Raw genomic sequence first — 22,603 nt, forward strand, 5'->3', positions numbered from 1 at the left:
AACGCGGCATTGATATCTGCACATTATTTAATGAACATTGCCACAATAAACAACAATGCCAGCACATACATAACCGGGCTAATGGCTTTATACTGCCCGGTTAATATTTTCAGCAGTACATAAGACAGCATTCCGAATACAATCCCTTCTGCAATGCTATAGCTGTAAGGCATCATTACAATAGCCAGGAAAGCCGGAATGGCTTCTGTTACATCATTAAAATCTATTTTAGTTACAGCGCTCATCATTAACATGCCTACAATGATCAAAGCCGGTGCAGTAGCGGCTTGCGGTATCATGGCAAATATGGGTGCAAAAAATAAAGCCAGCAGGAACATGATGGCTACCGTAAGCGCCGTTAAACCGGTACGCCCGCCTGCTGCAATACCACTGGCACTTTCCACGTAAGCAGTTACTACACTGGTACCTAATAAACCTGCAGCAGTGGTGCCCACCGCATCTGCCAGCAAGGCCTGTTTAGCGCGGGGCAGGCGGCCCTGCTCATCCAGCAAACCGGCTTTATTGCACAAACCTATTAAGGTGCCTACTGTATCAAACAGGTTCACCATGAGCAGTGTGAATAAGATCACTACCATGTCCATGGTAAAAATGCGGTTAAACTCAAGCTTAAAAGCAATAGGCGCCAGGGATGGCGGCAGGCTTACCAGCTGGCCGTTTGCGGGAAAATGTGTTAAGCCAAATGGAATGCCCAACACGGTAGCCGCCAGTATACCTATCAGTAAAGCAGCATTTACTTTACGGTACATCAGCACCGCGCTTACGATCAATCCTGCTAAAGCAATGAATGGCCCTGCGCTGGTAATGTCGCCTATTTTCAGCACTACGCCTTCCAAACGCCCGTTGCCCGTATGATGCATGCCGGTTTCAATAATGCCTGCATTGGCTATACCTATTAAAGCGATCAGCAACCCAATACCTACGGAGATAGCATGTTTCAGGTTTTCCGGTATGCTGTTAATAATAGCTTCGCGTATGCGGAACAGTGAAAGTGCAATAAAAATAAGCCCTTCCAGGAAAACGGCAGTTAGCGCAAACTGCCAGCTGTAGCCCATGCCGGCCACAATGGTATAGGCAAAAAAGGCATTCAGGCCCATACCGGGCGCTACACCTATAGGCAGTTTGGCGTACAGGGCCATTACCAGGGTGCCAATGGCGGCCGACAATGCCGTAGCAGTGATCAACGCCTGGAAATCCATACCGGTACCGGATAAGATGCCGGGATTCACTGCCAGTATATAGGCCATGGTGGAGAAAGTGGTAAGCCCGGCCAGGATCTCCTTTTTTACCGTGGTCTGGTGTGCAGCAAGCTGAAAAAACTTAGACAACATGCAGTAAAAATAGGGAAAAGTAACGCTTTACTTTTCTCACCTATTTATCCTAATTTCATAAATATGACTGCAGGATGGAAAGTGATCAACGACTGGCTGGCTGCCAAAGAACTAAAGCCCTTTACATTCCAGGAAGAAGCCTGGAAAGCTTACCAGCAGGGCAAATCAGGATTAGTGAACGCCCCTACCGGTTACGGTAAAACCTTTGCCCTGTTCCTGGGCGTGGTAATAGACTGGATTGACCATCACCCCAAAACCTACCAGCAAAAAACAAAGAACGGTGTGCAAATGTTATGGATAACGCCTTTGCGGGCGCTGGCCAAAGACATAGGGCGGGCAATGGAAGAAGTGCTGCAGGAGCTGAACATGCCCTGGCAGGTAGGCATCCGTAACGGCGATACGCCTACGGCTACACGGGCAAAGCAGAAAAAGCAGATGCCGGAGATCCTGATCATTACACCGGAAAGTATTCATGTGCTGATGGCGCAAAAAGAATATGCCGGTTTATTTTCCACCCTGCATACCGTGGTGGCTGATGAATGGCATGAGCTGCTGGGCAGCAAACGCGGCGTGATGGTAGAGCTGGGCCTGAGCCGCCTGAAAGGCATTGTGCGTAAGGCCGGCAAGCCACCCCTGAAGATATGGGGCATTTCAGCTACCATTGGTAATTTGCAGGAGGCTATGGATGTATTGCTAGGCCGCCCTGATCCGGATGCGGTGATCATCCGCGCACGGCTTAAAAAAGAAATTGCCCTGGAAAGCGTGCTGCCGGATGAAATTGAGAAATATCCATGGGCCGGGCACCTGGGCATACGCATGCTACCCAAAGCACTACCCATTATCCTGGAAAGCCGCACTACGCTGATATTTACCAATACCCGCTCCCAATCTGAAATATGGTACCAGGAAATATTACGCCAATGCCCGGACCTGGCCGGCGCCATTGCATTACACCATGGCTCTATTGATATGGAGCTGCGCACCTGGGTAGAAGAATCGCTGCACAGCGGTGTGCTGAAAGCCGTGGTATGCACGGCCAGCCTGGACCTGGGTGTGGACTTTCGCCCGGTAGATACTGTGATCCAGGTGGGCAGCCCCAAAGGCGTGGCCCGTTTCCTGCAAAGGGCCGGCCGTAGCGGTCACCAGCCGGGCGCCGTGAGCAAGATATTTTTTCTGCCCACCCACTCGTTAGAGCTGGTAGAAGCCGCTGCCCTGAAAGCCGCCATTGCAGAGGAACTGGTAGAAAGCCGTATGCCCGTGATACTGGCTTACGATGTACTGCTGCAATACCTGATGACCTTAGGCGTCTCTGATGGTTTTTATGCAGATGAGATCTGGGAAGAGGTAACTGGTACTTTTTGTTACAGCCACATTACAACAGAAGACTGGCAATGGATCCTTTCCTTCCTCACCACCGGCGGCGAGGCTTTACAGAGCTACGATGAGTTCCGCAAGCTGGAACGTGAAGGTGACCTGTACATTTGCCGCAGCCGCATGATAGCCATGCGCCACCGGCTGCATATAGGCGTAATTGTGAGCGATGCCATGCTGAAAGTAAAGTTTATGAGCGGCGGTTATATTGGCATGATAGAAGAATGGTTTATTGCCCGTCTTACACCAGGCGATACTTTCAGCATCAGCGGTTATATCCTGGAATTTGTAATGATCAAGGATATGACGGTACTGGTGCGCAAGTCTAAAGCCAAACGGGCTATTGTGCCCAGCTGGGGCGGTGGCCGCATGCCCCTTTCCGCCAACCTGGGGGAAATATTACGCCGCACTTTTAACGAAGCGCTCTCCGGCACCTCCCGGGAACCGGAGCTGCAAATACTGCAGCCCCTGTTTGATCTGCAGGAGCAGTTATCCCACATCCCTTCCAGCAACCAGCTGCTGATAGAAAAGATACAAACAGAAGATGGGTACCATCTTTTTGTATACCCTTTTGAAGGCCGCCTGGTGCATGAAGTAATGGCTGCTTTGCTGGCCTACCGCATCAGCCGCCTGCAACCCATTACCTTTTCCATCGCCATGACGGATTATGGCTTTGAGCTGCTGAGCGATCAGCCTTTACCGCTGGATGAAGGTAATGTGCATGAGCTGTTCTCCCCCGAGAACCTGAGCCTTGACCTGCCGGCCAGCGTAAACTCAACGGAAATGGCCCGCCGCAAGTTCCGCGATATTGCAGTAATAGCCGGGCTGGTATTCCAGGGTTATCCCGGTAAACATAAGACCAGCCGGCATTTACAGTCTTCGTCTTCTTTACTGTTCAATGTGTTCAAAGATTATGATGCGCATAACCTGCTGCTGCGGCAGGCTTTTAACGAAGCATTCTTTTACCAGATGGAAGAAGCCCGCCTGCGCGAAGCGATGGAACGCATTTATAACAGCCATATTGTAATTACAGAACCAGCGCGGTTAACGCCCTTCTGCTTCCCCATTAAGGTAGATAGCCTGCGGGAACAGCTGACGAGTGAAAAGCTGGAAGACCGGATAAAGAAAATGCTGAAACATGCATAATGGTGAATTACGAATTGTCAATTACGAATTGGTAGAGCGTAATTAAAAGCTCTGCATATTTCAGCAGAATATGTTTAGGGACTATGAATTGCCAATCAGTTAGTGCATTTTAATGCGCTAGTCCACCTTATGATCTGCTCAATTCGTAATTCGTAATTGACAATTCGTAATTATCTTCGCGTTGTGGAAGAAGTGGTATTTAATTTTCAACAACAAACATGGCATTTATCAGCCGGAAAAGCCCTGTACTGGCTGGAAGAAAAGGCGCTGATCCTTTCTGATCTGCACCTGGGTAAATCGGCGCATTTCCGCAAGGCCGGTATTGCCGTACCAGCGGGGCTTATACAGGAAGACCTGTACCGTTTGCAGCAGCTCATTACTCACTATCACCCGGAAAAGATCATCGTAGTGGGCGATCTGTTCCATAGCAGTGAAAATAACGATGTACAGTACTTTCGCCTGTGGCGGCAACAATTCCCACACATCCGGTTTGAACTGGTAAAAGGCAACCATGATATACTGGCAGCCGACCTGTATGCCAGCCTGCATATAACCGTACATGATACCCTCACTTTGCAGAACATTCATTTCATACACGAACCCTGTGAATCGGAAGATGCGCATGGACCCTATACTTTTTCCGGTCACCTGCACCCCGGTGTAGCCATTGCCGGTGGCGGGCGGCAGCGTTTACGCCTGCCTTGTTTTTATTTTGGGAAAAGCTGTGGTATACTCCCTGCTTTCGGGCGTTTTACTGGGCTGGCCATGCTGGCGCCGGAAACGGATGAAGTAGTGTTTGCCATAGCCAATAACAGCATATTTAAAATAACGGTAGCATAATAGCCGGAACCGCATGCTTATAGCGTATGATCACATTTATGTACATCCTTTGCCGGAAGGCCACCGCTTTCCTATGGACAAGTATGAGCTTATTCCTTTACAATTGCTAAGGGAAGGCGTGATCACACCTGCGCATATTTCCTCCCCTGCTCCGCTGGATGAAGCTACCATTCTGCTTACCCACGATGCTGCCTACTGGCATAAGCTCAAAGATCAAACCCTGAGCGACAGGGAACAACGCCGCATTGGTTTCACACAATCGCCCGCACTTACCCAGCGGGAAATCACTATTTGCCAGGGTACTATTGATTGTGCGCTGCATGCTTTACAGCACGGCGTTGCACTCAATATAGCGGGCGGTACCCATCATGCGTTTGCAGACCGTGGCGAAGGTTTTTGCCTGCTGAATGATTTTGCCATTGCTGCTAACTATCTGCTACAGCAAAAAAAAGTAAAACAAGCGCTTATCATTGACCTGGATGTACACCAGGGAAACGGCTCCGCTGCACTGTTTGCAGGTAAGGAACAGGTATTCACCTTCAGTATGCACGGCGCCGGCAATTATCCTTTTCACAAAGAAGTTTCTGATTGGGATATTCCCTTGCAGGACGGTACAGATACCAGCACTTATTTACAATTGCTGGAAAACGCATTGCCAATACTCATTAACCGCGTGCAGCCAGACCTGGTATTTTATCTTTCCGGAGTAGATATACTGGAAACCGATAAATTCGGGAGACTGAAAGTAACACCGCAAGGCTGCCGCCAGCGGGATGAGCTAGTTTTTTCGTTCCTGCAACAGCATGGCATTCCCTGCGCAGTGGCCATGGGCGGCGGTTACTCCACCAACATAAAGGATATTGTAAATGCACACTGCAATACCTTCAGGGCTGCAGCGGAGATCTATGACTGATCATCAGCGATCACCATCTTCTGCGTTGCCTACTCTTTATCTTCTGCGCTGCCTACTCGTTGACTGAATGTGCTTTTCTCCGAAGCCTTTTATAATATCAGCGAACCCTTACAGCTTCACGGGATCCCATCCCATTTTGCGCATGATATATAGCCCCCTCAAACAAAGGATCATAAAAAAAGATGCCGCTCCGCTAGACAACGGACGGCATGATGGATCTCGGTTTTAGAATAACGGGGTAACAAAATGGGACTTATATTAATCAGCATCGTATATATTCCTATTTCATCTGTAATCTTATTTCATGGTGTTTCATCGCATGAAAGCACTCATGGCCGCATGCTATCAGACCAACATAATCACGTATGGCCGCATTCTATAAGGCCAACAGCTGTATTATATCAGCATTGATACAGACCGCTAAGACTTACAATCACTAATTACTTTACTGACATTATCAAGCAATATTAATCTTTGATCTTCTTCTTCAGCAGGCTTACCTGATCCTGTAAATGGCTCACCATATCTGCCAGGTGATTTACGCTTAGCCGGCTTTGCTGACCGGTTTTGCTGATCACGGCATCGGACTGCCAAAGCTCCAGCACATCTTCATAACCTACAGAATAAGGTTCAAACTGCGGGTTGTCAGACACCAGGGTGATCTTGCCTTTTGAACGGTTACTCTTCAGCAAACGTTTATACACGATCCCTTCCCGGTTGGTAACCACCACATAAGTTTCATTGTTCTTAATATCATCCCAGCCATCTACCTTATGGCACACAATCACGGAGCCGGATGGTGTAGGCAGCATGGAATCACCGGCTATTTCAAAAGCGCGGTAGTTACCGGCGCCCAGCATAGGCAGCGTAAAGGTGTTCAGTTCTTCAATGAACTCGTCATCATTATACCCTGCCAGGTAACCTGCGGCCGCTTTTACCGGTACAAACTCAACCTGCTGACGGCTATTTCCGAGCTTCTGCTGCCGGCGCTTTTCCAGGAAGTTCTCCTTCTGGGAACCAATATCCCGCCGCAACAGGTCATCAATAGATACCCGGAACATATCACTTACGAGCTCCAGCACTTCTGTGCGTGGTTCGGCCCGCTCTTCTTCATACGCTCCTAACAAGGAACGTTTAATTCCTAATTTATCAGCAAATTCCTGTTGGGTCCATCCCTTTTGCTTACGCAGGAATTTCAGATTTTGACACGCTATGGACATACCCCTAAATTATTTAGTACATTACTAACAAATTTAGCAATTAATTTTTATAATTACCAAATATATTTCCGGATATTATTCCCAAGGCTTCACTTATTTTTGCCCCTGGAAAAAATACCAACTCAAAAAAACAACAACATTATGAATAGCACGCTGCTGATCATTCACTCCTTACTCAGATGGATCATCCTGTTAACCGGCATCTGGGCCTTTATCCGTGCGCTGCAGGGCGTTAATGGTAAACCTTATACTGCCGCTGACAATAAAGCCAGCCTGTTCTTTTCTATTAGCCTGGATATCCAGTTCCTGGTAGGGTTGATCATGTACTTTGTAACCAGCCCGCTGATGCAAACAGCCCGGGCAGATTTTGGCGCTGCTATGAAAGATGGCGTATTACGCTTCTTTGCGGTAGAACATACCTTTATGGCCTTTATAGCGCTGGTACTGGTACACATTGGCCGCTCCAAAATAAAGAAAGCCGGCACCGATGCACAGAAACATAAATTTGCATTGATATTCTTTGGTATTGCGTTACTGCTGATACTGGCCCTGATCCCATGGCCTTTCCGGGCAGCGCTGGGCAGAGGATGGTTTTAGTGTATAAATGAGCGTATGCAGATGTGCAAATGAGTTTACGCGGCAAAGCGTTTATTCATTTGCATATTTTTATTTTAGCCCTGATCTTCATTATATAAGCGGAAAGAATAAATGTAAGGGAGGGCGGCCAGTATAGCGCCCACAAAAATGAGGATGAAAACCCCGGTAACTACCGCCAGGAAAAAACCGGCTATAACGATCACGATACCTGTATATAACCATAAGTTGCCGGTCATAGTATGCGTTTTTTTCCATACCTCGCTACTTTTTAAGGTCCAGGGCGTTCTTACCCCCACAAAATAGTTGGGCTGCAGCTTCTTCAGGTAAAGGCCCAGTAAGGCGATCAACAGCCCTACCCCTATAAAGGTCCAGCGTTCCATAACAAACGGCAGGCCCCGGCTTACCATAAATATGATGATACCGGTAAAAACAGCCAAGTAAATATGGATCATGAAACGGATCTGGTAATAGGAATGCTGATCATGTGCAACCTGCTGCGGCAGCGCTCCTGCTTCATCCGTATCAGGCAGGTAACGGAATAAAAAGTATAAAAGCAGATTGGTCAGGAATAAAAAGATCATCAATAAAAGGAAATCGGTTTTGCTGCCCACGCGCTGGGGCACGCCATTTACATCAAAATTGCTGGGGATCACCGTAGGTAAGGTATTCCAGATAATGCCCAGGTAAACCATAGGTAATAACAACAACAATAGTATCAAGAGCTCTTTAGGAACAGCCGTCTTTTGCATGGTAGAACGTATTTAAGTGTTTACCGATCAGCTTCCTCATCCTTATCTCCTCACTATAAATATTACACCAATCAGGCCAAATATGTTTAGTTAATGAATTGCTAATTAAGTTAGTTTTACTAAAAATATTAGTACATTTGAATATATGCTGAGTGCTGAACGCTGCTTATGTTTTGTACAGGGCATTATGTTAAGCATCCGGCATTTGTACCAGGTATTTTTGAAAGGATAGGAATTAAGGCGTTTAGCGTTAGGCTTTAGGCCTTAAGCATTTTGCATGCATCAGGCATTTATTTGAACGATAGGTATTAAGCGTTAAGCATTCAGCGTTCCGCATTAAGCACATAGAAATGATCTCCTTACAGCAAAGATCTATAGCGCATTTTGACCTGGATTGTTTTTTTGTATCTGTAGAGGTGCAGAAGAATAGTACACTAAAAGGCAAACCGTTATTAGTAGGCGGGCATGGCGACCGGGGCGTGGTAGCCGCCTGCAGCTATGAAGCACGGCGATTTGGCATACACTCCGCCATGCCGATGAAAACAGCTTTAAAGCTTTGCCCCCACGCCATTGTATTAAGCGGCGATATGGAAGCTTACAGTGAAAAATCAAAAGAAGTAACAGAGATCATTGCCAACAATGCACCCCTGTATGAAAAATCCTCCATCGATGAGTTTTACCTGGACCTTACCGGCATGGATAAATACTTTGGCTCCCTGCAATGGACCATTGAGCTGCGTGAAAAGATCATGAAGGAATCCGGACTGCCTATTTCCCTGGGCATGGCCTCCAACAAAATGGTATCCAAGGTAGCCACTAATGAGGTCAAACCCAACGGAAAAATGCAGGTGCTTTTTGGCGGGGAAAAGGCCTTCCTGGCGCCTATGCCGGTAGAAAAGCTGCCCATGGTAGGTAAGGAAACCGCTGCCCAGCTGCACCGGCGCGGCGTGGAGAATGTAAGAACCCTGAGTGAAATACCCATTCCCCTGCTGGAAGCCTGGCTGGGCAAAAACGGTATTGCCCTCTGGAATAAAGCCAATGGTATTGATGAATCGCCGGTGATCCCTTATCATGAACAAAAATCTATTTCTACTGAAAATACCTTCCGGGCCGATACCATTGACATGCAATTCCTGCACGCAGAGCTGGTGCGCATGACAGAGAAAATAGCCTTTGAGCTGCGCCAGCAGGATAAGCTCACCGGCTGCGTAACTATTAAGATCCGCTATTCTGATTTTGAAACCGTTACCAAACAAATGACCATCCCCTACACCTGCAGCGATCATATTTTGCTGGAAAAAGTAAAAGAGCTGTTCCAGCGCCTGTACGACCGCCGCCTGCTGGTACGCCTGATAGGCATACGTTTTAGCCACCTGGTACAGGGCAATTACCAGATCAGCTTATTTGATGATACGCAGGAAATGATTGCCCTATACCAGGCCATCGATCATATCAAAAACCGTTTCGGATGGCAATATTTAATGAAAGGCACCAACGTAGCAGCACCCGGTAAAAGAAAGGATAATCACCTGCGGCACATAATGCCCTATCAAAAACGCTGAGCCATGTACCTGAACTGTAAAACCTATTTCAGCCTGCGCTATGGCACCATTACCACTAAAGACCTGGTAACCACCGCCCGTAACATGGGCATTACCAGCCTGGCCCTTACCAACGTTAATATGACCGCCGATGTATGGACCTTTGTAAAAGAGTGCCATGCAAAAGATATAAAACCCATTATTGGCCTGGAATGCAGGAATGCACATACGTTCAAATACATTCTGCTGGCCCGCAATATGGAGGGCTGGTTCCATATTAACCGTTTTTTATCTGAGCACCTGCAAAACGAAACGCCTTTCCCGGACCGGGCACCGGTTTTGCCCGGCACCTTTGTTATATATGCCTGGGGCGCTTGTGCGCCGGATCAGCTGACCGCACACGAGCTGATAGGCATACGCCCCCGTGAAGTGAATAAACTATTCAGGGTAGATACGCTAAAGTATAAGCACAAGCTGGTGATCTTACACCCCGTTACTTTCCAGGATGCAGCACATTATGAGCTGCACTGTGTGCTGCGGGCAGTAGATCAGAACATCCTCATCAGCCAGCTGCCCCCTGCTACCACCGCCTTACCCGATGAATGCTGGTTATTACCCGCCGACCTGCTGGAGCACTATGAACGATACCCGCACATAGTACAGAACACGCTGCAGATCATGGAAGCCTGCGAGCTGCACTTTGATTTTAAAGTGCAGCGTAATAAAAAATATTTGTACGGCAGCGCAGCAGCAGACCGGGATAAGCTGCGGGAGCTAGCTTATGAAGGCATGCTTGACCGGTATGGCGCTGATAATGCAGAGGCAAAATACCGTATTGAAAAAGAGCTGAAGATCATAGAAGATCAGAATTTTAATGCTTACTTCCTGATCACTCATGATATTATCAGCTATGCACAAAGCCAGGGATTTTTCTATGTAGGCCGGGGCAGCGGCGCCAATTCCATTATTGCCTATTGCCTGCGCATCACAGATGTAGACCCTATTGCGCTGAACCTGTACTTTGAACGTTTCTTAAATCCATACCGCAGCTCGCCCCCGGATTTCGATATTGATTTTTCCTGGCGCGACCGCGATGAGGTGATCAAGCATGTATTTAAAACACACGGTGGCGAATACACGGCGTTGTTAGGTACTGTAGCTACCTTCCAGGAAAATGCCATTATCCGCGAGCTGGGTAAAGTATACGGCCTGCCTAAAAAGGAAATAGACCGTATACTGGATACCCCTTTTGAGCTTAAGCTGGATGAAGACAGCATACAGCAAAAGATACTGGGCTTCTGCAGCCTTATGACCAAAGACGGCAAAGCTTTTCCCAACCACCTGAGCATACATGCCGGCGGCATTCTTATCAGCGATGCGCCTATCCATCAATACTGCGCCACCCATTTGCCGCCCAAAGGATTTTGTACTGCTCAAATGGACATGCTGCAGGCAGAAGCCATTGGCCTGTATAAGTTTGATATACTAAGCCAGCGCGGGCTGGGCCATATACGCGATTCGCTGGATATTATTAAAGCCAATAAAGGCGTAGAGATAGATATACACGCCATTAAAGATTTTACTGCAGATGAAAATGTGAAAAAGCAGCTGCGAACCGTGAATACCATTGGCTGCTTTTACATAGAATCTCCGGGCATGCGGCAACTGTTGAAAAAGCTGGAATGTGATGATTATTTAACGCTGGTGGCAGCCAGCTCTATCATACGCCCGGGTGTAGCGCAATCCGGCATGATGCGGCAGTACGTGGAGAATTTCAGGAATAAGGATAAGGTCACTTACCTGCACCCTGTTATCGAAGAGGTGCTGTCGGAAACTTTTGGTATTATGGTGTACCAGGAAGATGTAATTAAGCTGATACATGCCTATGCCGACATGGACCTGGCAGATGCCGATATTATACGCCGCAGCATGGCCGGTAAGTACCGCGGGCCGGATGCCTTTTTGAAATTGCAGGAGCAGTTCTTTTCCAACAGCGCACGGATGAACCGCCCTATAGAAGTAACCAAAGAGCTGTGGCGGCAAATAGCCAGCTTTACCAGTTTTTCATTTTCCAAAGCGCATTCCGCCACCTATGCCGTGGAAAGCTACCAAAGCCTGTTCCTGAAAACTTATTTTCCTGCGGAGTTTATGGTAGCGGTGATCAATAACTTTGGCGGCTTTTATAACCGGGAACTGTATTTCCGGGAGCTGCAAAAAACCGGTGTTACTATTCATGCGCCCTGCATTAATAACAGCAGCTATCCTACCCGCATTACAGGTGACGATGTATATACCGGCTTTATTCATGTAGAGGGGCTGGAAGAAGCCTGGATAAACCGCATGCTGGCAGAACGGAGCCAATACGGGCCTTATGCCAGCCTGGATGATTTTACGGAACGCATGCAGCCCCCGCCGGAACAGCTGGATATACTGATACGGATAGGCGCCTTTAACTTTACCGGCTATACGAAAAAAGAGCTGTTATGGAAAAGCAGCCTGCTGCTAAGGAGCAAAGATCCGAACGCAGATCATGTATTACCCCTGTTCTATGAACCAGCGCCGGATTGCAAGCTGCCACAGCTGGCTTACCATGCACATGAAGATGCTTTTGATGAAATAGCGCTGCTGGGATTTCCGCTGTGCTCCCCGTTCAGCGTGCTGGAACATGATCAAAGCCCGTATGTGACTGTGCGGGAAATGACCGAAAGGCTGGGAGAAACCGTGCGGGCGCTGGGCTACCTGGTAACTACCAAACATATTAATACCTCCCAGGGTGCGCCAATGTGTTTTGGAACCTTTTTAGACCGGGAACAGGCCTTCCTGGATACCGTGCATTTCCCGGAAAGCTTCCGGCAGTATCCCCTGCAGAAGAGCGGTTTTTATATCCTGGAAGGCAGGGTTACCAAGGAGTACGATGTTATATTGCTGGAAATCAGTTATATGCGGAAAATTGGGTATTTTGAGGATAAAAATTTTTTAACCAGACAAAAAGCCGTAAATTTGTGACAAATGACGTTGGAGCATGAAACCGCACAAAAATATCGAATACCAGATACAGGAACAAACCTTAATGGTAGTGCAGGAAGCCGCCGTGCCTTATGGGGCAGGCCGCGGGTATTTTGAGTTTATACAGCTGTCCAGGGATGGCATCATTAAAAAGGCGCTCATGAACCTGAGTCAGCAGCTTTCCTTTTCATTGTCAGAAGTGGCGCGCGTGTTGCACATTTCTGAAAGAACATTGCAACGCTATGCAGATGACGAAAAACTTTCTGCAGATACTTCCGAAAGGGCCATTTTACTTTCTCAACTGTACCAGCACGGTACCTTTGTATTTGGCGACCTGGAAAATTTTAAGGAATGGATGCGTACTCCATTACCTGCGTTCAATTACCAACCTCCTATTTCCCTTTTAGATACTACCTTTGGTTTCCAGCTCATCGAAGATGAACTTGGCAAAATAGCACACGGCATTTTTGCATAACCACACCCTATTGAATGGAAGTCTATCGTATCAGCAAATGCATGTACATTACTGATCTGAATGGTGTTGGCGCCCGCCTGTATGGTGGACGCTGGAACAGCAAAGGTCATCCGGTATTGTACACCGCAGGCAGCCGCGCCCTCTCCGCACTGGAAGTACTGGTGCATGTACCATTAAAGAATATTGTTCAGGATTTTTGTATTGCTACTATTCTTATACCGGATAAGATGCCGGTTAAAACCATTACCCGTAAAGAGCTGCCTTCCGGCTGGCAGTCCCTTGCCCCTTTCCCGGAGCTGCAAAAGGTAGGTGATGCGTGGTTAGAAGAAGGTAAATACCCGATATTGAAAATTCCATCTGTAGTGATACCAGAGGAGTTCAACTACCTGGTAAACCCGCTGCACCCTGAAGCAGAAGGTGTGTATGTAACCAGCCAGCAGCCCTTTGTATTTGACCAGCGGCTGAAGGAAGCGAAGAGATAATGCAAATATGCCGAAATGCAAATGTGCAAATGAAAGATCCCGAAGAGATCTCATTTGCACATTTAATATTTGTATAGCTACTATTCTAAGTTGAACAATCCTTTATTCAGCAACTGCAACGTTTTTTCCTTGTGCTGGCCACCTACCAGTATGGAAATGTTATGCCGGCTGCCGCCATAGGAGATCATACGCAGCGGGATCTCATTCAGCGCCTCAAACAACTTTTTCAGGATAGAAGGCGTAGCCGCTACTTCATTCCCTACAATAGATACAATGGTTTGATGGTGATCCAGCTCCACGGTACCAAAGGGCTGCAGCTCTGCCAGGATCTGATCTATATGCTGGGTATTATCAATGGTAATAGATACCGCTACTTCTGAAGTAGTGATCATATCTATAGGCGTACGGTACTTCTCAAAGATCTCAAACAGCTTTCTCAAAAAACCATAAGCCAGCAGCATACGGCTGGATTTGATCTTAATAGCAATAATACCGTCTTTGGCAGCAATAGCTTTTACCCCATCTCCATTAGGCATTTCAGTAATAATCGTGCCCTTGGCTTCCGGCTGCATTGTGTTCAGCAGCTTTACCGGGATGTTAAAATGCTGCGCGGGCCATATGGAGGCCGGATGCAATATTTTAGCGCCAAAGTAGGCCAGCTCCGCAGCTTCATCAAAAGACAGCTGCTCAATAGGGAAGGTTTTCTTTACTACGCGCGGATCATTGTTGTGCATACCGTCAATATCCGTCCAGATCTGTACTTCACTGGCCTGGATTGCCGCCCCGATCAGGGAAGCGGAATAATCGCTGCCACCACGTTTCAGGTTATCTACCTCGCCTTTTGCATTGCGGCAAATGTATCCCTGTGTAATAAAGATGCGCTGATCCTTTTGCTTATCGATCAGGTTACCCAGGCGGATCTTGATCTTGGGGATCTCAGGCTCCTCAAATTCATCAATGCTCATGAAATCCAGGGCAGGCACCAGTACGGCCTGTATACCGGCTTCTTCCAGGTATACATTGAACAGCTTTGTGCTCAATAGCTCACCCTGGGCCAGGATATCCTTGTTCAGCGCTTCGTTGAAAGATATTTTGAGAATAATGGTCAGAAATTCAAAATGCTCATCCACAATTTCTTTGGCTTTGGCACGAGAGCCTTCCTCCTTCAGCAGCTCAGTACAAAAGGTACGGTAATGCTTTTCCAGCTTATCGATCTGCTGTTTAGCCTGTGCCTTGTTCCCTTCTGCCAGTGACTGCCCTATTTCTACCAGCGCATTGGTAGTACCGGACAATGCAGATAACACCACAATCTTTGGATCGTTGTCTGCCGTTATCAATTTAGCTACGGCATGCATACGTTCCGGCTTTCCCACAGAGGTGCCGCCAAATTTTAAAACTTTCATGTTGTGAGAGTTGTCTTTTAGATGTATTTGTGTTTGTTGTTGCTAAGCAAATTTAATTTTAAACCGGGCTGCCACTTCCTCCAGGTCCTTTACCACAGGCTCTAACAGCGGAATGCCCTGCACTCTTCTCTCCTTTTCCATTTCCCGCTCCGGGTCGCCGGGTATCAGCACCTGCTGCCCTTGTACCGGCTCCGCTGCCCGGAAACGGCCGATCCATTTATCCATATTGGCCTTAAATTCATCTGCCGGCCGGAAAGCATCTACCCGCATGGCGCCAAAGAAATGGCCCAGGCCCTGCCCTACCGGATCCGGTGGTAATGGTAAAAAGCTTACGAACGGCGGCGCCCAGGGGCCGTAATTGGCTCCTGAAAGAACGGCCGAAAATATGTCAACAATTGCGCCCAAACAATAACCCTTATGGCTGCCATGCTCACGGTCGCCACCCAGCGGCAGCAATGCGCCGCCACTGCGCAGCTCATGCGGGTTGGTGCTGGTGGCGCCTTCCTTATCCTGGATCCACCCTTCCGGCGCCTCCAGGTTCTTACGCTGTAATATTTCCAGCTTGCCGTTGGCAGCAGTAGTGGTAGCAAAATCTGCTACAAAGGCCGGCTGCTCATTGGCCGGAATAGCTACTGCTATGGGATTGGTGCCCAGCATACGCTCTTTGGCAAAAGTGGGCGCTACCAGCGGACTGGCATTGGTCATGGCCATACCGATCATATCCCTTTCCAGGGCCATCATGGCATGGTAACCGGCTATCCCAAAATGGTTGGAATTTTTTACACTCACCCAGCCGCTGCCTACTGCGGCGGCTTTTTGTAAGGCCACTTCCATGGCAAAGGGCGCCACTACCAGGCCCAGGCCGCTATCCCCATCTACCACAGCAGTGCTGGGTGTTTCGTGTACAATATGCACATCCGGCCGGGCATTAATACGGCCGGCTTCCCACAAACGTACATAACCGCTAAGACGGGCTACCCCATGGGAATCTACGCCCCGGAGGTCGGCAGACAGCAGCACCTCACTTGCTGTTTCTGCATGCTGTAAAGAGCAACCCATGCGGATAAATACCTCGTGGGTAAATTCCCTTAAATGCTGATAGGAAAAAATATGGTTCATGCTTTTGTATCAGTGCTAATGATCAGGCCTGCGCGGTGGGACCACCAAAATTCATGGGCATGGATACAGGGTCCTGATCCTGTATGGCGCCATGTACAGATTCATATTTCTTTACATTATCCTGCAACGCTTTCATAAAACGTTTGGCATGCTGGGGTGTTAAAATGATCCGTGACTTCACCTTAGCCTTTGGTAAACCAGGCATTACATTAATAAAATCCACCACAAATTCAGCATTGGAATGTGTTATTACGGCCAGGTTGGCGTACACACCCTCTGCTATTTCCTCGCTCAATTCTATATTCAACTGCGTCTGCTCTTCTTGCTGATTATCCATATTTGGTAGGTTTGAGGGTACAAAAGTAAAAAAAGAGGCTTCAAATGAAGCCTCTTTTTTTACAGGGAGGTAATGCCCTGTATATTTTGTAAAAAGATCATGGGCATTGGCCGGGTTCCCTTGTATTGTGCTGGCTGGATACCTCACCATTGCTCCACATGTAATAATAGACGATGTTACACCTGTTATGCAGGTCATCATACTCCGTACTAACAATTGAACGGCCAGCCTCCTGGCAAACACCGTTGATCACGCGCTGGCTTTCATCGCCACAGGAAGGCGAGGGAATACCATATAAGTAACGTAATGCCACAATATCACGGAAGGTAAAAGGGCGGTTATCGAAAGGACCGGTGCATGCCAGCATCCAGGAATCCGGGTCTGGAGTGGCGGGCGTAGCAAAGATTAAAACAGCGCCGTCGCTTCCGGCGCCTTCATCATTCGGATTCGAAGCATCTACCAGGCAGTGGCTGTAAGAGCGGTTCATATAATCCGTATGGCGGAAGCCAATGCAGTGGCCCAATTCATGGGCAATGATGGTAGTTAAATTATTAATATCCGGAAAAGAGCCTATGGCTGCAGGATCCAGCCGCAGCGTATTATAGGGATTACCGCCGCTGGGAAAACCGGAGCGCCCCAGGGCGCCACCCAGTGACTCATTTACAACAGCTATATCCGCACTACCGCTTACACGCTGAAAAGTAAGGCTCAGGCCTAATGCATTGTACCGCGCAATGGCATTATCCAGCGATGTGGTATAATCAGATGACAGGCCGGTAATAGACACGGTAATGTTACGCGGGGAGGTTGGAGATGAATATACCAGGTTATTGGTCCGGTACTGTTCTGTTTCGCCCATCCTTATCCAGGGCGATTTACTGCTTACACCTAATTGTTCGGGTTTTAGTAAAATGTCGCCTTCCACTACATAACCTTCCGCCACTTTTTTTACACCGGAAATATTAAAGCCCATATCATAGATCTTTTGCAAAACTTCGCTGGATACTTTTTCATCGGTGGAGGTGTCAATACTTTTTTTACAGGCGATGCTAAACATCAATAATACTACGATCAGGCTACTGATCAAGGGTTTTGAGGAATGTAACATACTTTTTTTGGTTTAAGTGTGAGGGCAATAGGGTACTTATCAGGTATGGGTTACAAGTACTATCAATATAGAAAAATCCCCTGAGATTTGCAATGAACGGCCATAAAAAAAGCCAGGCAGTTTTTCAACTGCCTGGCTACCTGCTATACTTAAAAACTTTTTTGTTTAGAACTTATCCCAGAACAATTTGGTAGTTACTACATCTCCGCCAATAGCCTTGGCAGCAGCGTCATAATTCGTCTGGTTCAGGTTTTGCTCACTTACCGGGTAAGGGTAGCGCAGGGGAATTTCAGACTGTGCTTCTTCCGGTTTAACCAGTTTGGGGAAGTCAAGCCTTCTCCATTCTGTCCAGGCTTCAAAACCACGGTTGTATAATGCCAGCCATTTCTGTACGCCTATTTTGCCTTTGTAACCGCCGGTAGCAGTAGCATAAGCAACTTGAGGCTGCGCCAGGTAAGTAGCTGCTTCTGCATCGGTACCGCCCCATGAAATAATGGAGGCAGTAACTGCATTGGTGTAGTGCGTAGCGGCAGTACCGGCAACACCGGTCATACCTCTTTCAATTGCTTCTGCACGCAGGAACTCTACTTCAGTATAATCAATCCAAATGGAGGGGAAATCCTTTTTACGCAGCAGGTCACCTACCGGTGAAAATGCGCTGTAATCGTTGCTGGTACCATAGATACCGCCTTTGTAACCACCGCCTGCTGCTTCGCCAAAGAAGAAAGGTCTTCTGGGATCGCTCAGTGCGTTCATGGTATCTACCAGGGTATTGGCGCCTACGAAGTCCAAACGGCCGCTCTGCACCAGATCAACCCAAAGCGGGTTAGTGTTCGGTGGTACAGTAGAGTACTGGAAAACAGCGTTATCTGCTGCTGATGTAAATGCATTAGGAGAAGCCTGCTCAATGCCTGCTTTAGCTTTGGCAGGTTCATCGTCCGCAAGCACCATCCACATACGCATTTTCAGTGAGCTCGCCATTTTCTTCCAGCCTGCTACATTTCCTTTGTACAGGATATCGCTGTTGCCAAAACTTGCAGCAGCCGGATCCAGGTTGGCATTAGCTGCATCCAGCCTTGCCAGCAGATCCAGATACACGGTTTTTGCATCGTCGTACTTGGGAGAAAGGTTGTCAATATCCATTGCATCAGTGTAAGGGATATTGCCAAAAGTGTTCAGTATTACGTTGTAAGTGTAGATAGTTACTATCTCGATCTGTGCCAGCTGGTTCTTTTTCACCGCAGCATCCAGGGTAGCATCTTCATTCACTACCTTTTTAGCTTCGTTCAGATCATTCAGCACATCACGGTACAGCCTGTGCCAGAATTCCTGCGGAATATTACGGGTACTCAGGTCATACTGGCTTTCATCCGGGTAGGTGGTTTCTGTCCAGTATTGCGCCAGCAGGCGGAAGATGTTTACGTTCACGCTGGTGCTGGTCATCGCATTCGTGATATTGAGTTCTGCGTTGGCAAACAGGGTGGGCGCCACTACAGTTGCCGGTTTCTTAGAGTTCTGGTTCAGATCTGTAAGATTCTTTGTGCAGGATGCAGTGAGCACCATTGTAAATGCCAGCGTTATGTATGATAATGTTAGCTTCTTCATGTTTAAATAGTTTTTTAGAACCTCACTTTAGCATTAAAACCAAATGTTCTGGCAGTTGGGTAGGCACCTGACTGGTAGCCCTGAACGTTACCGGAACTCATACCTTCTTCAGGATCAGCATAAGGCAGGTTTTTATGAATGATCCACAAGTTTCTTCCTATCAGAGAGAAGTCTACACCTTTGATGGGATGGATCCTGGATACCACGCCTCTCGGCAGGGAGTAAGTAAGCGATACTTCTCTCAGCTTAATGTAGCTGGCATCATATACGAAAGCAGCAGCCGGGTTATAGCGATAGCCATAGATACCGTAGTTAGTTGCGCTGGCGCGGGTTGTATTGGGTTTACCATCTGCGGTTACGCCTTTTACTATTATACCACCACCATTAGCAATGGGAGAACGTACCGGGTTGCCCAAATCATTGGTACCGGCAGTTTCAGGGTAAATACCTGTAGCCAGGCCATAGTACATATCCAGGGAGAATACATCACCACCCTGACGCATATCTACCAGGAAGCTCAAAGACAGGTCTTTGTACTTCAGGGTGTTGGTGATACCACCGATCCAGTCGGGGTTTACGTTACCGATCACTTCATTGGAAGTAGCGGATATTTCGTAATGGCCTTTTGAATCAACCAGCTTCTCACCTTTTTCATTATACACAAAGTTGGAACCGCGGATGGTACCATAAGGCTGACCCAAGGCAGCATTGATAGAAATACCGCCCTGCATGCTGGCAGGGTTTAATTGCAGGTTCTGTACGCCTTCAGGTAAGGAATTTACCTTGTTGCGGTTCCTTGACCAGTTAGCATTAATAGTCCAGGAGAAAGATGGTGTTTTAACCGGCGTGCCGTACACGGATACTTCTATACCCTTGTTCTGGATCTCACCGGCGTTCACTACTTTATAATCATAACCGGTAGCTCTTGAAACCGGCATTTTTACGATCTGGTTGGTAGATTTTGTATTATAATACGTTACATCAAACCCCACGCGGCTTTCCAGGAAAGCAGCTTCCAGACCGGCTTCCCAGCTTTTGGTACGTTCCGGCTTCAGGTTAGGATTGTATTTAGTATTATTTACTGATGCCAGCGGCACACCATCTATACCGGTTGGTACGTCATAATAATTCCTTGTGTATAAACCAGGAGCGGAGGCGCCCACTTCTGCATAGTTGGCCCTTGCTTTGGCATAAGACAACCAGGGTGTGTTATGGATCAGCTTAGAGAACAGGAACCCTAATGAAACAGAAGGATAATAGTAGGTGTTGTTCTCTTTTGGTAAAGTGGAGGATTTATCCCTTCTGGCAGTTACATCCAGGAACAGCATTTCCTTATAAGCCAGGTTAGCGGCGGCAAAAATACCATCTACTTCTTCAGTGGAATCTGATTCAATAGGCGCTTCCAGCGGGTTAGCTGTGTTCAGCAATGCATACAGGCGGGGAATTAACAGGCCACCGTTTGTTTTAGCATCAATAGATGTTACGTGCGTTCTTCTTACGTTACCACCCAGGATACCACCCAGGTTAAAATCGTTGCTCAGTTTCTTGTGGAAGTTGAGCATCAGATCATAGTTAAACTCACTGAAAGAACGGTTGTACCTGGAATATTCTGAAGGATCGATACTACCGATGGCAATCCTTTCTTCCTGCTGAGCGTTATAGGTATCCATTGATACACGGCCCATAACATCTACCCAATCTGTTATTTTATAGTTCAGCATTACGTTACCGAAATAACGGGTACGGCTATCGTTCTCGTAATTCTCGTAACGGGTCCAGTACGGGTTATCCCAGTAAATAGGGTTGGTAGCCCCTACAGTGGCCTGGTTCCAGGTTGCGTTCGTTTTATTGCGGAAATAAGCATCGCGCTGCTCAAGTACATCCACGTTAGTTTCCCACCACTGACGCATGTTGGTCATCAGGTTCTTGGAATCATAACCGGTGCCATAACGGCCCAGACCTGACAATATAGTAGTATTGATAGATCCGCTGGCTGTTAATTTAGGCGTGATGTTATAAGAAGCGCCGAAGTTGATCTGGTCTTTCTTAATGCTGCTGTTAGGCAACAGACCTTTATCAATGTTCTTTGTATAACCCAGCTTAAAGTAACCCTGGTCGCCACCGCCATCTATCATAATGCTGTTCACAGTAGAAACAGCGGTCTGGAAGAATTTGGTAGGATCATTGGCTGCAGCAACCCAGGGGCGGGCCTTTCCGTAGAAGGGGTTACCCGGGTCAAAAGAATACCAGCCATATACATTCAGGCTCGGATCAAACGGTGCACCATGGGAAGCATCTTCTGTAGTGGGAACAATCAGGTCCGCTACGCCGTCGCCATTCACATCCTGATAGTTAAAGTAGCCATCGGGTGAAGCATAGTAAGCACCATAACCGGCGCCATACTTGTTCTGATATTTTGCAAAAGTGCTGGGATCTACCTTACCGATGGTTACACCGGAATTGATAGTTACGCCCAAACCTCTTCTGCCTTTTTTGGTGGTGATCATGATCACACCATTGGAGGCGCGTGAACCATACAATGCAGATGCAGCAGCACCTTTCAGCACGTTCACGGATTCAATATCATCCGGGTTGATATCTGCAGCGGCGTTACCGTAATCATAACCAGCGCGGCCACTCTGCTGATCAGCGGTGTTGGTGTTGGAGTTATCAATAGGTACTCCATCTACAATGAACAGCGCCTGGCTATTACCGGATAAGGATTTGTTACCGCGTAATACTACGTTGGTAGAACCACCTAAGCTGTTATTACGGCGTACTTCCAAACCGGATACTTTACCGGACAGGGAGTTGGCAATGTTAGATTCCCTGGCTTTTACCAGGTCTTCACCCACCACTGTTTGTGCGGAGTAAGGCAGCTCGTTCTTTTTTCTCTGAACACCCAAAGCTGTTACCACTACTTCCTGCAGACTTTCATTGCTGGTTTGCAGCACGGCATTTGCCTGGCTGCCTGCACCCACTTTTAAGTCCTGGGAGGTGTAACCTACGCTTCTGATCACTAAAACTACGTCACTGCCAGAGGCATTGAGCTTAAAGTTTCCGTCTTGATCTGTGGTAGTTCCTGTGTTAGTCCCCTTGATTTGTACTGTTGCAAACGGTATAGGAGCGCCATCGCTTCCTGTTACCTTACCTGTAACCTGGCGTTGTTGAGCGAATGCCAGCGTTACAATCACCATAAGCATGGTGAAAAAGAGTAACGTCTTTTTCATTAATTAACGATTTAGATTTTGGTTGACACGGCCCACAATTTAGACAAAAAAAACACTACTAGACAAGTAAAAATTAACAAATGATTAAGGATATTTTAATTTTTAATTCATA

Annotated in this window: 17 protein-coding genes; 8 read left to right on the forward strand and 9 right to left on the reverse strand. The window is 47.5% G+C overall.

The window, feature by feature from the left end; all coding sequences use genetic code 11:
- Positions 1-23: 23 nt before the first annotated feature.
- Positions 24-1,349 (reverse strand): NCS2 family permease, encoded by a 1,326-nt coding sequence (locus BMZ54_RS22470; RefSeq protein WP_089917627.1) that lies wholly within the window; start codon positions 1,347-1,349, stop codon positions 24-26.
- Positions 1,350-1,412: 63 nt separating this feature from the next.
- Between BMZ54_RS22470 and BMZ54_RS22475 the strand changes: the two genes are divergently transcribed.
- The 3 genes from BMZ54_RS22475 (at position 1,413) to BMZ54_RS22485 (ending at position 5,619) form a co-directional block, all read left to right on the forward strand.
- The gene (locus BMZ54_RS22475) at positions 1,413-3,866 is read left to right on the forward strand and encodes a ligase-associated DNA damage response DEXH box helicase (protein ID WP_089917630.1); all 2,454 of its coding nucleotides are present in this window, start codon (positions 1,413-1,415) and stop codon (positions 3,864-3,866) included.
- A 183-nt stretch (positions 3,867-4,049) separates the two neighbouring features.
- Positions 4,050-4,706 carry a ligase-associated DNA damage response endonuclease PdeM gene (gene pdeM, locus BMZ54_RS22480; RefSeq protein ID WP_202909323.1) on the forward strand — a complete coding sequence of 219 codons (657 nt, stop codon included), beginning with the start codon at positions 4,050-4,052 and terminating at the stop codon, positions 4,704-4,706.
- 13 nt (positions 4,707-4,719) lie between these two features.
- Positions 4,720-5,619, forward strand: coding sequence for a histone deacetylase family protein (locus BMZ54_RS22485; protein ID WP_089917632.1), 900 nt, complete (start codon positions 4,720-4,722; stop codon positions 5,617-5,619).
- A gap of 467 nt (positions 5,620-6,086) precedes the next feature.
- On the opposite strand, the gene BMZ54_RS22490 is transcribed toward BMZ54_RS22485, so the two are convergent.
- Positions 6,087-6,839, reverse strand: a complete 753-nt coding sequence (locus BMZ54_RS22490) for an XRE family transcriptional regulator (RefSeq protein WP_089917635.1) — start codon at positions 6,837-6,839, stop codon at positions 6,087-6,089.
- A gap of 141 nt (positions 6,840-6,980) precedes the next feature.
- On the opposite strand from BMZ54_RS22490, the gene BMZ54_RS22495 reads away from it, so the two are divergent.
- Positions 6,981-7,436, forward strand: a complete 456-nt coding sequence (locus BMZ54_RS22495; RefSeq protein WP_089917638.1) for a hypothetical protein — start codon at positions 6,981-6,983, stop codon at positions 7,434-7,436.
- 74 nt (positions 7,437-7,510) lie between these two features.
- On the opposite strand, the gene BMZ54_RS22500 is transcribed toward BMZ54_RS22495, so the two are convergent.
- On the reverse strand, positions 7,511-8,185 hold the full coding sequence (locus BMZ54_RS22500; RefSeq protein WP_089917640.1) for an SdpI family protein: 675 nt from the start codon (positions 8,183-8,185) through the stop codon (positions 7,511-7,513).
- A gap of 350 nt (positions 8,186-8,535) precedes the next feature.
- Here BMZ54_RS22500 and dinB point away from each other — a divergent pair, with 350 nt between their 5' ends.
- Genes dinB through BMZ54_RS22520 form a run of 4 tightly spaced genes read left to right on the forward strand, consistent with a single transcriptional unit; the run spans position 8,536 to position 13,689 of the window.
- Positions 8,536-9,747, forward strand: coding sequence for a DNA polymerase IV (gene dinB / locus BMZ54_RS22505; protein WP_089917643.1), 1,212 nt, complete (start codon positions 8,536-8,538; stop codon positions 9,745-9,747).
- Between the two features lie 3 nt (positions 9,748-9,750).
- On the forward strand, positions 9,751-12,732 hold the full coding sequence (locus BMZ54_RS22510; protein ID WP_089917645.1) for a DNA polymerase III subunit alpha: 2,982 nt from the start codon (positions 9,751-9,753) through the stop codon (positions 12,730-12,732).
- A gap of 16 nt (positions 12,733-12,748) precedes the next feature.
- Entirely contained in the window at positions 12,749-13,207 is a 459-nt protein-coding gene (parS, locus tag BMZ54_RS22515; RefSeq protein WP_089917648.1) for a type II RES/Xre toxin-antitoxin system antitoxin, read from the forward strand.
- A 14-nt stretch (positions 13,208-13,221) separates the two neighbouring features.
- Positions 13,222-13,689 carry an RES family NAD+ phosphorylase gene (locus BMZ54_RS22520; protein ID WP_089917650.1) on the forward strand — a complete coding sequence of 156 codons (468 nt, stop codon included), beginning with the start codon at positions 13,222-13,224 and terminating at the stop codon, positions 13,687-13,689.
- Positions 13,690-13,769: 80 nt separating this feature from the next.
- On the opposite strand, the gene BMZ54_RS22525 is transcribed toward BMZ54_RS22520, so the two are convergent.
- The 6 genes from BMZ54_RS22525 to BMZ54_RS22550 all read right to left on the reverse strand — a co-directional run bounded on the left by BMZ54_RS22525 (position 13,770) and on the right by BMZ54_RS22550 (position 22,491).
- Positions 13,770-15,092: an aspartate kinase gene (locus BMZ54_RS22525; RefSeq protein WP_089917653.1), complete on the reverse strand. Its 1,323-nt coding sequence runs from the start codon at positions 15,090-15,092 to the stop codon at positions 13,770-13,772.
- 42 nt (positions 15,093-15,134) lie between these two features.
- A complete protein-coding gene (locus tag BMZ54_RS22530; RefSeq protein ID WP_089917655.1) occupies positions 15,135-16,211 on the reverse strand; it encodes an Ldh family oxidoreductase in 1,077 nt (358 codons plus the stop codon).
- Between the two features lie 22 nt (positions 16,212-16,233).
- The gene (locus tag BMZ54_RS22535) at positions 16,234-16,548 is read right to left on the reverse strand and encodes a DUF3467 domain-containing protein (RefSeq protein WP_089917848.1); all 315 of its coding nucleotides are present in this window, start codon (positions 16,546-16,548) and stop codon (positions 16,234-16,236) included.
- Between the two features lie 97 nt (positions 16,549-16,645).
- The gene (locus BMZ54_RS22540) at positions 16,646-17,656 is read right to left on the reverse strand and encodes a M57 family metalloprotease (protein WP_089917657.1); all 1,011 of its coding nucleotides are present in this window, start codon (positions 17,654-17,656) and stop codon (positions 16,646-16,648) included.
- A gap of 165 nt (positions 17,657-17,821) precedes the next feature.
- Complete coding sequence (locus BMZ54_RS22545) at positions 17,822-19,261, reverse strand: SusD/RagB family nutrient-binding outer membrane lipoprotein (RefSeq protein ID WP_089917660.1); 1,440 nt, start codon at positions 19,259-19,261, stop codon at positions 17,822-17,824.
- A gap of 14 nt (positions 19,262-19,275) precedes the next feature.
- Positions 19,276-22,491, reverse strand: coding sequence for a SusC/RagA family TonB-linked outer membrane protein (locus BMZ54_RS22550; RefSeq protein ID WP_089917662.1), 3,216 nt, complete (start codon positions 22,489-22,491; stop codon positions 19,276-19,278).
- Between the last annotated feature and the right edge of the window lie 112 nt (positions 22,492-22,603).

It is taken from the genome of Chitinophaga rupis (assembly GCF_900109685.1).
Taxonomy (GTDB): Bacteria; Bacteroidota; Bacteroidia; order Chitinophagales; family Chitinophagaceae; genus Chitinophaga; species Chitinophaga rupis.